The organism is Clostridium thailandense, assembly GCF_019207025.1.
GTDB lineage: Bacteria > Bacillota > Clostridia > Clostridiales > Clostridiaceae > Clostridium_AM > Clostridium_AM thailandense.
Genome location: NZ_JAEEGC010000080.1, coordinates 1 through 14,632, shown reverse-complemented (window position 1 = coordinate 14,632; position 14,632 = coordinate 1). Strand labels below are relative to the sequence as shown.

12 protein-coding genes and 1 pseudogene are annotated in these 14,632 nt (G+C 29.9%); 9 read left to right on the top strand and 4 right to left on the bottom strand.

The window, feature by feature from the left end; translation table 11 throughout:
• The coding region (locus I6U48_RS16120; RefSeq protein ID WP_218321494.1) for an ATP-binding protein at positions 1-351 on the bottom strand (351 nt) is incomplete at its 3' end.
• An 8-nt stretch (positions 352-359) separates the two neighbouring features.
• Complete coding sequence (istA, locus tag I6U48_RS16115) at positions 360-1,592, bottom strand: IS21 family transposase (protein WP_218321493.1); 1,233 nt, start codon at positions 1,590-1,592, stop codon at positions 360-362.
• A 119-nt stretch (positions 1,593-1,711) separates the two neighbouring features.
• Between istA and I6U48_RS16110 the strand changes: the two are divergent.
• From I6U48_RS16110 to I6U48_RS16100, 3 genes and pseudogenes are all read left to right on the top strand, one after another.
• A pseudogene (locus tag I6U48_RS16110) lies at positions 1,712-1,825 on the top strand (IS200/IS605 family transposase); the annotation flags it as partial.
• Between the two features lie 275 nt (positions 1,826-2,100).
• Positions 2,101-5,298: an EAL domain-containing protein gene (locus I6U48_RS16105; protein WP_218321492.1), complete on the top strand. Its 3,198-nt coding sequence runs from the start codon at positions 2,101-2,103 to the stop codon at positions 5,296-5,298.
• Between the two features lie 24 nt (positions 5,299-5,322).
• Positions 5,323-6,597 carry a 4Fe-4S dicluster domain-containing protein gene (locus I6U48_RS16100; RefSeq protein WP_218321491.1) on the top strand — a complete coding sequence of 425 codons (1,275 nt, stop codon included), beginning with the start codon at positions 5,323-5,325 and terminating at the stop codon, positions 6,595-6,597.
• Positions 6,598-6,779: 182 nt separating this feature from the next.
• Here I6U48_RS16100 and I6U48_RS16095 read toward each other — a convergent pair whose 3' ends face one another.
• The gene (locus tag I6U48_RS16095) at positions 6,780-8,012 is read right to left on the bottom strand and encodes an aminopeptidase (RefSeq protein ID WP_218321490.1); all 1,233 of its coding nucleotides are present in this window, start codon (positions 8,010-8,012) and stop codon (positions 6,780-6,782) included.
• A gap of 72 nt (positions 8,013-8,084) precedes the next feature.
• Positions 8,085-8,357, bottom strand: a complete 273-nt coding sequence (locus tag I6U48_RS16090; RefSeq protein WP_218321489.1) for an acylphosphatase — start codon at positions 8,355-8,357, stop codon at positions 8,085-8,087.
• Positions 8,358-8,795: 438 nt separating this feature from the next.
• On the opposite strand from I6U48_RS16090, the gene I6U48_RS16085 reads away from it, so the two are divergent.
• The 6 genes from I6U48_RS16085 to I6U48_RS16060 all read left to right on the top strand — a co-directional run bounded on the left by I6U48_RS16085 (position 8,796) and on the right by I6U48_RS16060 (position 14,076).
• Positions 8,796-10,556 carry a helicase-related protein gene (locus tag I6U48_RS16085; RefSeq protein ID WP_218321488.1) on the top strand — a complete coding sequence of 587 codons (1,761 nt, stop codon included), beginning with the start codon at positions 8,796-8,798 and terminating at the stop codon, positions 10,554-10,556.
• 108 nt (positions 10,557-10,664) lie between these two features.
• On the top strand, positions 10,665-11,495 hold the full coding sequence (locus I6U48_RS16080) for a YitT family protein (protein WP_218321487.1): 831 nt from the start codon (positions 10,665-10,667) through the stop codon (positions 11,493-11,495).
• Between the two features lie 187 nt (positions 11,496-11,682).
• Positions 11,683-12,231, top strand: coding sequence for a pyruvate kinase alpha/beta domain-containing protein (locus I6U48_RS16075; RefSeq protein WP_218321486.1), 549 nt, complete (start codon positions 11,683-11,685; stop codon positions 12,229-12,231).
• 290 nt (positions 12,232-12,521) lie between these two features.
• Complete coding sequence (locus I6U48_RS16070; protein ID WP_218321485.1) at positions 12,522-13,187, top strand: B3/B4 domain-containing protein; 666 nt, start codon at positions 12,522-12,524, stop codon at positions 13,185-13,187.
• 20 nt (positions 13,188-13,207) lie between these two features.
• Positions 13,208-13,477: a hypothetical protein gene (locus I6U48_RS16065; protein WP_218321484.1), complete on the top strand. Its 270-nt coding sequence runs from the start codon at positions 13,208-13,210 to the stop codon at positions 13,475-13,477.
• Entirely contained in the window at positions 13,477-14,076 is a 600-nt protein-coding gene (locus I6U48_RS16060) for a DUF2238 domain-containing protein (RefSeq protein ID WP_218321483.1), read from the top strand. Before I6U48_RS16065 ends, I6U48_RS16060 begins: the two co-directional genes overlap by 1 nt.
• Positions 14,077-14,632: the final 556 nt, after the last annotated feature.

The window sequence follows — 14,632 nt, the reverse complement described above, 5'->3', positions numbered from 1 at the left end:
AAACAAAAACTTTCGATAATTTCCGACACCTGGTGTTCCATAGAATAGTATATTTTCCTTATTTTCAATAAATCTTAATGAGCAAAAATCTTTAATTTGGGCTTTATTAACCGAAGGTTGGAAATCATAGTCATACTGATCAGCTCTTTTCACAAAAGGAAAGCCAGCTACAGTTATTTGTATTTTTGAGGCCATTTCATTTTTGTATTCTATTTCTTTACTGGTTAGATGCACAAGGGCATCTAACACAGAGGTTCCGTCTTTTACAACTGTATCTAAATAATTAGGAACATATGAGTACATTTTTTCTAATTTTAGTGTCTCTAGGTTATTTAACAATTTTCCATACATTTAAAATTTCACTCTCCCAATAATATATCCATCATTGACATATTTTCTTTTATAAATTCATCTATTTTCATATCTGTAAGATGTTTGCATGCATCAGATTTCAGTATTTCGTGCATATGACCAATTTTATAATTATATTTTTTCTCACTTAATGAGTGACATACAATAAAATCTTGATTATAATAAATACTGATATTGCCATCACACGTTTCGGTAATATTAACTTTTAAACCAATGTATTTGGTTGGAACTGAGTATTTTTTACCTTTGTAATTAACCATAGACTCTCTTGATACCTTATATTCTTTTTCGCAGGAGACATAGGATATCAATGTGTCTAACGACGGCAATGGTTTAAGATACTCTAGTTCTTTATCCAATCGACTTAAAGGAGGTTCATTTATTGCTTGTGATACTTCATTATTCACTTCTTCCATAAAGTTTTGTACTATTTTATCCAAATCATCATAATCTTCAAATTCGCCATTATAAACGGCTAATCTATTAATAAGACGTGACAGGGATTCAACTTTCCCTTTTGTTTGAGGCCTGTACGGCCGGCAGGCTATAGGGATAAAACCAGCATCATCAGCAAAATACTTGAATGTTTTGTTGAACTCAATGCTGGAGAATGTTGATTTACTTCTATCCACTACTGTTTTCATATTATCAAACAATATTTCTTGTGGAATTCCTCCAAAATATCTAAATCCATCAATCATGCATTTGAATAGTGTTTTTTGTTCTTTATCTGTTGTTAGTTGAACATATTTTATTCTTGAATAACCAAGTACCATCAAAAAAATATTCACCTTAAATATTTCACCATGTTTGCTTAACATAGTTAAATTTTCTTTCCAATCTACTTGTGCTTGTAGCCCTGGAGTTGTTTCAAATCTGATAGTGGCTTTTTGAATTTCAGTACATTTATGTTTGTTTATAAATGCAGCCACTGTGCTATATTTACCTCGATATCCTTTCTTTTCAATAAACTTATACACAGCCATAGCTGTTGCACCATAAGTATCCACTTTATCAAAAATAATAGATTTATATTCATCGATAAGAGATTTATAAACTCTTGATGATTTTTTAGGTTCTAATTCCCCAGAACTGATTTTTAAATATCTGTCTATTGTTCTAGGATCACAGTTAAATCTTCTTGCTAACTCACTTTTATTCAATAAGCATTGCTCCTCTCTTGTATATTTTTTCAACCTATTATGTACATCTTTTCGCATTATAATTGCACCTACCTCATCAGAATTTCTATACAATTATACCTTGAAAAAATTGTACATAAAAAGTGCATAAATTCCTACATTTCCATGTTGGAACTTTTATGCACTTCTATATTAACATTTACAAGTATATAAAAAATCAAATACAAGAAGATATAGCATATGAGCAGATAAGCTTAAAAGAATATATTGACCCGTTTACGGGTGAACAAGCAAAACCAGGCAAAAAATAATAGCCCCTTTAGGGGCAGCCAGAGAAAAAATGCGGTTGGCAAACCGTTCGGTGTGCGAGTAGCACAGCCAGTAATATGTCCTTATAGGGCTAAAGCAAGCCACCCGTTATACGGGTGGTCCTGACTTTATAATAAATATAACAAAAAATGGTTAATCCATTGACTGATTATGTATTTTTAGATAAAATTTCATTAAATCCTAAAATTAATAAATTTAGAAAATATAGAATATAGTTTATATAATTATTATAAGGCGAATAGAGGGTGTAAAAAGCATGAACTTAAAGAGAAGGACAATAACGTTGTTGATTTTAATACCAATAGCTGCGCTAAGTATATTTTTTTATTTATGCAATGGTTACTTTTTAAAGGATTTCACTAATATTGAGAAAATAGAGGTAGCAGATAAAATAATAATAGCAAAAAACTATATTTTAAGTTATGAAACAAACTTAAATGATTTAAACAAACAATGGTCTGTGTGGGATGATGCATATCAATTTTCTAGTGATTTGAATAAGGATTTTATATCAAAAAATATGATTAAAGATGAATTTTCGAATTTATTAAACATTGATTTTATGGTGTTTGTTAATAATAACGGGAAGGTGATATATAGTAAAGAAATAGATTCTAAAACTGGGAATGAATCTGCTATTTCAAATAAAGTAAAGCAATATATAGAAGAAAGTGATGATATAAAAACATCTATATATAATGAAAGAGGAAAAAGTGGATTTATAAATTTAGAAAATAGGATAATACTTTTGTCTTGTATGCCTATTTTAAGAAGCAATCATCAAGGTCCTATAAATGGATATTTAGTAATGGGTAGATACATACATGATGATCAAGTTGACTTTATTTCCAAAATTATTGGTGAAAAAGTTAATTTATTATCCATGAATAATTCAATCACTAATGAAAGAGTTGGGACAGGCAGTTTATATAAGCGAGATGGAGAAAGTATTTATATAAGAACAGATAATAAATATAATATAGAAACTTACTTGATAATAAAGGATATTAAAGGCAATAATAATATAGCAATAGCTATGGAAAAACAACGAGATATTTATAATCTTTCATTTAAAGAAAAACAAGCATTATTTTATACCATATTGATTATAACAATTGTATGTGTCCTATCTACTATATTTGTTTTAAACAAATATGTTTTTAAATTATTAAATCAACAAAACTTTCTCTTAAAAGCAATTCCAGCAATGATATTTTATAAAGATAGAGAATTTAAATATTCCTTAGTTAATAAGTATTTTGAAGAATATGTAAATCGAGAATATAGAGATATTGAAGGTAAATCTGATTATGAAATTTTAGATAATTTAGATGAGGCTGAAAAATCGAGAAATGTGGATTTAAAAATAAAAAATACATTGGAATCAGAATTAAATATTGAAACAAAATATGTAGATAAGCATGGAAAAGAAAAATGGATATCTATCTCTAAATCACCTGTTTTTGATGATAAAGGAAAATTTGATGGAATCTTGGGGATAATATTTGATGTGACACATGCTAAAGCTATGGCAGAAAAAATAAATCTTATATCTTTTTATGATGATGTTACATTGATTTCAAATAGAAATTTTTTCATTAAAAATCTTTCAGAAGCAATAGAAAGATCTAAGATTAGTGGTGAAGGCTTTTCAATCTTGTATATAGGAGTAGATAATTTTAAAATCATAAATGAAACTTTAGGGCATTTAGCAGGTGATGAATTATTAAGGGTTATAGCACAAAGAATAACAGAAAACGTTAAAACAGATAGTATTGTATCTAGAATTGGTGGAGATGAATTTGCGCTAATATTCAATAAAACTAATAAAATTAAAATAAATAATTTATGCATAGATATATTAAGGTCAGTTAGAAAGCCTTGGGAATATAGCGGTGTTAATTACCATATAACTGTTAGTATAGGGGTAGCTTTGTATCCACAGGATGGAAACAGTACAGAAGAATTAATTAAAAATAGTCAAATTGCAATAAGTTTATCTAAGGCAAATGGAAAAAATAATTTCTTGTATTATTTAAAAGAGCATAGTAAAAAATTTATTGAAAGAGTTAATATAGTAAATGACTTAAGGGGAGCAATTGCAAAAAATGAGTTTGTATTATATTACCAGCCTCAGATAAACACTATTACGAAAAAGATAATTGGATTAGAGGCACTGATAAGGTGGAAACATCCGGAAAGGGGAATGGTATCTCCTGGAGTTTTTATTCCTGTAGCAGAAGAAAGTGGGCTTATAATTGATATAGGTAAATGGGTTATACAAGAAGCTTGTAGGCAGATAAAAGAATGGAATAATCAAGGCTTTAATAATGTAGTAGTATCAGTAAATGTATCGGCTAAACAATTTCAAGATAAGGAACTTGTGGATTTTATAAAGAGCTCAGTAGAAATAAATAATATAAAACCAAGTTCTTTAGAAATTGAAATCACTGAAAGCGCTATAATGAGGAATAGAGAAGGAGCTGTATTAAAATTAAATCAAATAAAAAGTATGGGTATTAGTATCTTACTTGATGATTTTGGAACAGGTTATTCATCTTTATTATATTTAAAAAGCTTTCCGATTGATGTTATTAAAATTGATCAAAATTTTGTAAAGAATATGATTCAAAATATTGATGAAGAATCTATAGTAAAAACCATAATTATTTTAGCAAAAGACCTTAAAATGAAAACAATAGCAGAAGGTGTTGAAACAGAAGAACAATATGAAATTTTGAAGGATTTAGGCTGTGATCAAATTCAAGGATATCTTTTTGGAAGGCCGTCTCAGGCTGAAGATATTGAAGTATTGCTTAAGAATGATATTGAGAATAAAGATGTAAATTCTGATGCAGCACCTGCAGAAGAAAGAGAAGTGGTGAAGGAAGATAGGGAGTTGCTTAATTCAGTGTATAAAATAATTAACATATTGGATAGTAAAGAAAATGATATAGAAAAGCATTCTGAAAATGTAGCCAAATATTCAGTGTTGCTAGGTGTAAAGATTGGACTTTCAGATAAAGACTTACTTGTTCTAAAAATGGGGAGTTTTTTGCATGATTGTGGAAAGTTAGGTCTAGATAAAAAAATTATAGAAAAAGACAGCGAATTAAGTGTAGAAGAATACGGAAAAGTTAAAGATCATTCTCTTATAGGTTATAACATAGTGAGATATATTGTAAATAATAAGGATATAGAAGATTGTGTACTTTATCATCACGAAAGATGGAATGGTACAGGATATCCAAAGGGACTAAAAGAAAAAGATATACCAATATACTCCAGAATAATATCTATTGCTGATGCATATGAATCAATGATATCTGATAGGCCGTTTAGAAAAGCTTTATCTAACGAAAAGGCTATTGAAGAGTTACAAAAGGGGAAGTATAAACAATTTGATCCAGAGTTGATTGATCTATTCATAGAGGCTATAAAAGAAAATTTATAATTTAAATAAAAGGAAGGTGAAAGTATGTCTCATATATCGGCAAGAGAGGGGTATAGAAATCTTATAGAGAGAATAAACCGATTTCCTCAAGGGGCGCCTCCTTCTAAGGCTTTGTATAAAATTTTAAGTATTCTATTTAGTGAGAAGGAAGCGGCATTAGTTTCTATGCTTCCAATAAAACCTTTTACAATTAAGACAGCAAGCAAGGTATGGAATATGAGAGAGGTAGAGGCAAAAAATATACTAGACAGCCTTGCAGGCAAAGCTATTTTGCTTGATATAGATAACAATGGAACTCAGCAATATATGTTACCACCTCCTATGGCAGGATTTTTTGAATTTGCACTTATGAGGGTTAGAAAAGACATAGATCAAAAGCTTTTAAGTGAACTTTATTACCAGTACATGAATGTAGAAGAGGATTTTATTAAAGAGCTGTTTTTTAGTTCAGAAACACGACTTGGAAGAGTATTTGTGCAGGAAGAGGTACTTTCAAATGAAAACGCAGTTCATATTTTAGATCATGAAAGAGCTAGTGAAGTTATAAAAAATGCTTCAAATATAGGCATAAGTATGTGTTATTGTCGACATAAGATGCAGCATCTTAATCGTGCTTGTGATGCTCCATTGGATATATGTATGACTTTTAATAACGTAGCGGCTTCATTAATTAAGCACAAATTTGCTAGAAAAGTGGATGTATCGGAGGGAATAGAGCTCTTACATAAAGCTTATGAATATAACTTAGTTCAATGTGGAGAAAATGTGAGAGAAAATCCAACTTTTATATGTAACTGCTGCGGCTGTTGTTGTGAGGCTATGGTTGCAGCTAAAAAATTTGGTATGCTTCATCCTGTGCACACTACCAATTTTATACCTAAGATTGATGAAAAGAATTGTGTTGGATGTGGCAGATGTACAAAAGTGTGCCCTATAGAAGCAGTAACATTAACCTCCAATAGTCTAGAAGATAAAAAAAGATATGCTAAAGTCAATGAGGAAATATGTCTTGGTTGTGGTATATGTGTAAGATCATGTTCTAAGGGAAGTATTAAATTAGAAATTAGAAAGGAACATATAATTACACCAGCTAATTCTGTTCATAGAGCAGTATTAATGGCAATTGAAAAAAATCAGCTTCAAAATTTGATATTTGATAATCAGGCTTTAGGAAGTCACAGAGCAATGGCTGCAATCTTATCTGTTATATTGAAGCTTCCACCAATAAAGCAGGCAATGGCAAGCAAACAAATGAAGTCTATATATTTAGAGAAGTTAATTAAAAAAATAGATATATAAAAGACTATTTGAGAAAAGTAAATAATATAAAGAAAAATATGGAGAAACCAGTATAAATATGTATAAAATTATACATAATCAAGAAAGAGGACTCAAAAATAAGCTTAAAATACATAGTATATGATATAGAGGCTGCCGTACTTACCTAAGTGCGACAGTCCCTTTGCAATATTTTAAATAAGTTAAAAAGCCCAATTTCCATTTTTGAATACTTGTATTATTTCTCCACTTTTAGTCTCGCCAGTTATATTTAGATCTGGTGACCCTATCATGAAATCTACGTGGGTTAAGGAAATATTTGCGCCTGATTTTTTTAATTCTTCTTCAGTCATGGTACCTCCGTTTTCAAGACAAATTGGATAAGCTTCGCCTAAAGCTAAATGACAGGAGGCATTTTCATCAAATAATGTATTGTAAAATATTATGTTTGAATTTGAAATTGGAGAATCATATGGGACAAGAGCTACTTCTCCAAGATAGTGAGAACCTTCATCTGTTTCTATAAGTTTCTTTAATGTTTCATAGCCTTTCTCAGCTGAAAAGTCAATTATTTTACCATCTTTAAAAATTAGGGTAAAATCTTCAATTAAGTTTCCGCTGTAGTTAAGAGGTTTGGTACTGGTTACTTTACCGTTAACTCCTGTCTTTAATGGAAGAGTAAATACTTCTTCTGTAGGCATATTAGCTACAAAATAAGTTCTTTTTTCATTATATTCCCCACCACCGGACCATAAATGCTTTTCAGGTAGTTCTATTGTTAAATCTGTATTACTTGATATGTAATGAAGTTTTTTGAATTTCTTTTCATTTAAAAAATCAACTTTCTTTTGAAGATTTTTTAGATGTTCATTCCAAGCTTCTATAGGATTATCCTTATCAACCCTTACTATTTTAAATATATTTTTCCAAAGTTTTTCTATAGCTTCTTCATCAGAAAGCTCAGAAAAGATTTTTTTTGCCCATGCTTTTGTTGGAATTGAAACAATTGACCATGATACTGTACTATTCATTATGTATTCTCTATACTTTTTTAGTGCAATAGACCTTGTTTTATTTGATTCCGCTATTCTCTTTGGATCTACACCTTTCAACAACTCTGGATTTGAAGATGAAATTGAAAAGAATGCAGCACCACCTTTAGCAAGAGTTTCATATCCATCAGCTTTCCATTTAGGAAACTCCTTGAAGGCTTCTTCAGGTGCATTTATAAATTTAATAAGTGTGAGCTCTTCATCACTCCACTCTACATGCACATCTTTAGCACCTGTACTATAAGCTTCTTTAGCTAATATCCTTGTGAATTCCGCACATTCTATAGGTGAATTTATAACAAGTGTTTGACCTTTCTGAAGGTTTACTCCAATTTTTATTGAAAGCTCAGCATATTTTTGTAGAAGTTTATTGAAATTTTCCATTAATATCGCTCCTTATTAATTATTAGTATTTAAAGTATACCACATATAAATAATTAAAATTCCCTTAAACTGCTAATAAATAACTCTAAAAGATTTATCATTAGTGATAGTTTCAACTTTTTTTAAGTTCATGTCATCTATTTTAGCAAATCGGTTTCCTTTTTTTAGCTTTTCTATAAACAAAGATATGTTTTCCTTTTTACCTTGAACTTCTAATTGAACACTTCCATCTTCACAATTTTTTACCCAACCGGTTAAATCTAATGCTAATGCAGTATAGTTTGCAAAATACCTAAATCCAACTCCCTGAACTCTTCCAAAGACCTGTATAAAATATCTATGCATATTAATCAGCCTCCTTTGTATCGACATCCATGGCCGACACTTACTTATACTCCGGTATATATTGATATTCTTTCAGCACGATAAATACTTTTGATAAGTATAAAGCTCACTATTTAAGGATTTTATACGAACCGCTTACTCATCTGGCGATAGGAAGAGGAGTTTCATTACTGAAAAATTGACCTATACTTTCAAATTGCTTAGACAGTTCATCATTTATAATAATGTATAGGTTCATGTTTAAAATTGGAACCCTATAATGATTTTATCAGATTTCGAGTTAATATCAATTAATGAAAATCTATGTATATATTTAGAATATTGATTTATAAGAATTTAGGATACTTTAAGTAAAATGATTGAAAATTTAATTATATTTTAGTTATGATTGGTATAATAATATGGAGAACATAGGACTTAACATAGGAGGATTATGTAATGAAACGAGGAGCTATAGAAAGAAACTTTAGAAAAATAAAGAATCAAATTAGCCAAATAGAGGAAATAGTTAAACATACAAAGACTAATGCACTATGGGAACATGAGGCTTCCATAAGAAAGAAAATAAGGCAGTTAAAAGAGTTCGAAGATGCGGGCCTTAGAGATTTTAGAAGTGTTTATGAAAGATATTTGGAGTTATTGGAATACATATCTGAAAAACTTGTAGATGACTATAATAAAAAAAATAACACAAGCTTTAGTTTTAAGGAAATAGTAAATCACAATTATAATAGTTATTTAGGATCAGGTATAATTAGTGTACTTATAACTACACATATTCCGAAGTTGATCTCTACAGAGTTTGATCGGGTTTTCCCTGCAAATCCTAAGAATGAATATGAGAATGCGAGGAAGCTTGAAAGAAAATTTTATCTCCATCTAGGTGAAACTAATACAGGAAAAACTTATAATGCAATGCAGAGGCTAAAAGAAGTTAAAAAGGGGATATATCTATCACCTTTAAGGATACTAGCTTTAGAAAACTATGAAAAATTAAATTCCGAAGGTATAAAATGCAACCTTATAACAGGTGAAGAGGAAATTATCGTAGAAGAAGCAGAGCACGTATCTTGTACTATAGAAAAGTTAGATGTTAATCAAGAATATGATATAGCAGTGATAGACGAAATTCAAATGATAAATGATGATCAAAGAGGGAATGCATGGACTAGGGCTTTATTAGGTTTAAGAAGCAAAGAAATACATGTTTGTGGAGCTTTAAATGCAAAAAGATTGCTTATTGAGATAATTGAAGATTGTCAGGATGAATATGAATTTAGAGAATATAAAAGAAATATACCTCTAGAAATACAGTATGAATCTTTTTCCTATAAACATATTCAAGAAGGGGATGCACTTGTAGTATTTTCTAAAAAAAGGGTACTAGAATTAGCATATTACTATGCGGATTTAGGTATAAAAGCAAGCCTAATTTATGGAGATTTACCTCCTGAAGTAAGAAGAAAGCAATATGAGCAGTTCATTAATAAAGACACAAAAATATTAATATCCACTGATGCTATAGGCCTTGGAGTTAATCTTCCTATAAGAAGAATAGTGTTTATGGATGTTAAGAAGTTTGACGGAAATGAGGTAAGATATTTAAATTCTCAAGAAATTAAACAAATTGCTGGCAGGGCAGGACGAAAAGGAATATATGATATAGGCTATGTAGCATCATATGGAACTACCCAGGATTTTATAGTGGAGATGATAAATGCGACAGATCAAATTATACAAGAAGGAGTAGTAGGACCAAGTGAGGCAATATTGAAGATAAAAAGTCTTTCGCTAAAAGAAAAGCTTGCTTTATGGGCAACGAGAGAAGAAAAAACTTACTTTTATAGGAAGATGGATATTGGAGAATACTTAATTGTATTGGAGAGTTTAAAAGACTATAAACTTGATGAAAAGACTCAATGGTTATTGTTAAAAATACCTTTTGATGTGTCAAACCCTACCATGATGGATGCTTTTTTGAGTTATGTAGATGAGTTCTTTATAGCCCAAAGAGATATTATATCAAAACCTACATGTTTATTGAAGGAACTTTACGAGCTTGAACTTTATTATCAGAAGATAAATCTATATTATTCATTTTCAAAAATATTTAATTTAGATTTCGATGTGCAGTGGGTTTATGATGAACGTATAAGTGTAAGCTTAGATATAAATAAAATATTGACTAATATAACTTGATAAGTTGAATATAATCTATTATAATAGCATTGGAAACAAGCCTTTCACCCTATTAATAGGTTGAGGGGTTTTTGTATTGAATTTAATTTTATGGGGGGCAGGCGAAATATGAAAAAAGGTATAATGAATTTATTTATGATTATACTGGGGATTTTTTTGTTTTCTTTTGCATTAAGTGTATTTTTTTCTCCTTGTCATATAGTTCCGGGTGGGATTTCTGGATTGGCAATAGTTATTGAATATTTGACACATGTAAAAAAATCAATTATTATAGGGCTATTTAATATACCAATTTTTTTATTAGGATTAATAATACTTGGCAAAAAATTTGTTGTTAATACTGTACTTGGAGTATTTTTAGTTCCTGTATTCGTAGAAATTACTAGTAAAATACAACCTTTTACTAATGATATGTTATTAGCTACTTTATTTGGTGGTGTCATTACAGGGGTGGGAATAGGAATGCTTTTAAGTAATCAAGCTTCTTTAGGAGGCACAGATACGATAGCTAAAATGATATCTAAGTTTATTTCTAAACCTGTTGGTAAGATTATGATGTTTATTGATCTTGTAATCGTTATACTTACATTTTTTGTTTTTGGTATAGAAAAAACTTTATATGGTATTGTTGCAGTGTATTTGGTAGGAAGGGTTACTGATATTTATATTAAGGGATTTAAGGACTCAAAATCAGTAATGATAATTTCAGATAAAATTGAAGAAATTAATAAGATTATTTTAACAGAGCTTAATGGAAGAACTACAAAAATTGAGGCAAGAGGTGGTTATACTAATAGTGAAAGTATGATACTTATGTGCCTTGTTACAAGCAATGAACTGGTAAAAGTAAAGCAAGTGGTAAGGAATGCGGATGAAAATGCATTAGTAATTGTACAGGACTCTTATGAGGTTTATGGAAAATCCTTTGGCATTACATAATGATAATGAAATAGAAAAGCCCGCATTATTAAAAGGCATATGAGTTACTAAAATGAACTCGTATGCCTTTTGATAATTTGAATAAATTGGTATTTATGAAATTAACCTTTAAGTTTTCCTTTTATTTTTGTAGCATATTATGTAAAATTAAAAATAAATACAATTATAGAGTTAGGGAGGAAATTAAATGTATTTTAATGAAAAAGGAAAAGTAAATACAGAAAAAACTATTGAGCTTGCGGTAAAAGCAGCTAAAGAAAACAATATAAGTAACATAGTTGTAGCGTCTTGCAGTGGGAATACAGCAAAATGTTTAAAGGATCAAAAGGATTTAAATATTATATGTGTTACTCATGCTTATGGCTTTAAGAATCCAGGAAAAAATGAAATGACTGATGATACAAAAGAAGAATTGAAAAACATAGGAATACAAGTATTAACTACAACTCATGTCTTAAGTGGTGCAGAGAGAGGTATAAGTAAAAAATTTGGTGGAATAAATCCAGTAGAAATAGTAGCCTATTCTTTGAGAATGCTCGGACAGGGTGTTAAAGTTTGTGCAGAAATTTCTATTATGGCATTGGATTCTGGATTAATACCATATGGAGAAAAAGTAATAGCTATAGGTGGAAGCGCTTATGGTGCTGACACAGCAGTAGTTATAACTCCAGCTCATGCAAATGATGTTTTTCAAACTAAGATACATGAAATAATTTGTAAACCAAGACAATTTTAAAATATAGAGAACCACGGCCGACATTTAACTTATACTCCGGGATATATTGACATTCTTCCGGCACAATAAATACTTTTGATAAGTCTAAAGCTCAATATTTTGAAAGTCTAAGAACCATTGATAAACTCGTACCTCAAACATATCAATAGCTCTAAGACTTTCTAAAATATTGAGCTAAGACTTATAACAAAAGTATTTAATGTGCCTTCCAGAATGTCAATATATCCCTGCGTATAAGTTAAGTGTCTGGTATGAATATCTATATTAGAAAATTAATGAGGGAGAAAATAATGGTTGGCATAAATATATGTGATAAAATGAGAGATATTCTTGGAGAAAAGATTGTTATAGGAGCTATTGAAGCTAAAATCAGAGTAAAAGAATCAGATGAATTGCTTTGGAAGGAAATATCATCTTTATGTAGTAAAATAGAAAAAGAAAACAGTTTAGAAGATGTTTTAAAAATTTATAACATAAAAGCAGCAAGAGATGCATATAAGAAATTAGGAAAAGATCCAAGCAGATACAGAGTTTCATCAGAATCTTTAGTAAGACGTGTAACAAAAGGAAATGAGCTTTACAGAGTTAATAATATAGTGGATATAAATAACTTAATTTCTATATATTCTTTTAATCCAGTGTGTGCTTATGATATTGATAAGATAGATCCAGAAATTTACTTTACTATTGGAGAAGAAGGAGACTATTATGAAGGAATAGGAAGAGGGCAGGTTAATTTATCGAACTTACCAGTCTTTAAGGATAGTCAAGGTGAATTTGGGAGTACTACTTCAGATTCTATACGAGCAATGGTAACAGAAAATACAGAAAAGCTATTAATGAACATAGTTTCTTTTAGTGGAGAAGGACAAATGGAAAAGTATATGGAGTATTGCAAAGAATTAATTATAAAATATGCAGAGGCTAAAGATGTAAGTATGAGAATAATTAAATAAAGCAATAGGAGGAGATTATTGTGCCGAAATGTATGCGTTGTGGTGAGTATTTCAAATCACAAAATAGTAGAAACGCATCACTGTGTATGGAGTGTGATGAATATGAGTTAGAAAGAGGTATAACTAGATGTAGAAATTGTGGCAAGATATTTGAGCCTGACGAATTGATAAAAGGATTATGTAGTTTGTGTATAAATTCTGTTGATAGTGATGAGTATGAAGATGATGTAGAGTTCGTATCCTTCGAAGATGAATTTGAAGACGACTTCGATGAAGGATATGAAGATTAATGAATAGAATACACAAAGGTCTTCTATTAATTTTTTTTATAGCATTAATTTGGTCGGCTTTTAACCCTAAAGATGTATTTACATGGTTTTTAGAAGTTTTGCCAGCAATTTTAGGTGTGGGAGTAATTATATTAACATATAAAAGGTTTAAATTTACTACCTTTGTATACACCTTAATTTTAATTCACACTATAATTTTAATAATTGGAGGATATTATACCTATGCTGAAATGCCTTTGTTTAATTGGATAAAAGATGTTTTTGACTTAAGTAGAAATTACTACGACCGATTAGGGCATTTTGCACAGGGATTTATACCAGCATTTATTGTGAGAGAGGTATTAATTAGGAAAGTGCATTTAAAGAGAGGAAAAATGTTAAACTTTTTAGTTGTTTGTGTATGTTTAGCGATAAGTGCTTCTTATGAGTTACTGGAATGGGGAGTTGCTGAAGCAACAGGAAGTGCTGCAGATGCGTTTTTAGGTACTCAAGGTGATGTTTGGGATACACAGTGGGATATGTTTTTTGCATTAATAGGTGCTGTAGTTTCAGCATCAATGTTTGGTAACATACATGATAAGTATATAGAGATGCTATAATAATAGACATTCACGGACGAAAGTAGACTTACTCTGGTGTATGTTTTCAAGCTTCAGCACTATAAAAACTTTTTATATGTGACTTCAGCTTTGAAAACATATACCTGAGCATAAGTCTACTTTCAAGTATAGTTATTTATATAGCTTCTTTACATACTTAAACTTTAGTTTGTCATGAATAAACGAAGTCTGGTGTATCCGCAATATTAATAGTGAGAATATTAAAGAATGAGTAAGGTATAAAAAGATAATTTATTATAATTGTATTTGGGGCATCAATCGAATGTATCTATAACTGATACAATAATATTCGTCGCTAAGATGAGCGGCAAGAAAGTATGCAAATTATTATTGAAAAGAGGTATTAATAATAGGTATACTTGTATAATGAACTTCAAAAGTTGTTGAGAACACTATATAAAATAGTTGATAAAATCTCTTGACAAGTTAAAGAAGGAATGATAGAATTCAATATGTCGCAGGAAGCGATATGATCTTTGAAAATTAAACAGAGTGAGATAAGTAATTTATCTATTTTAAGTAAACCAGCAATTCT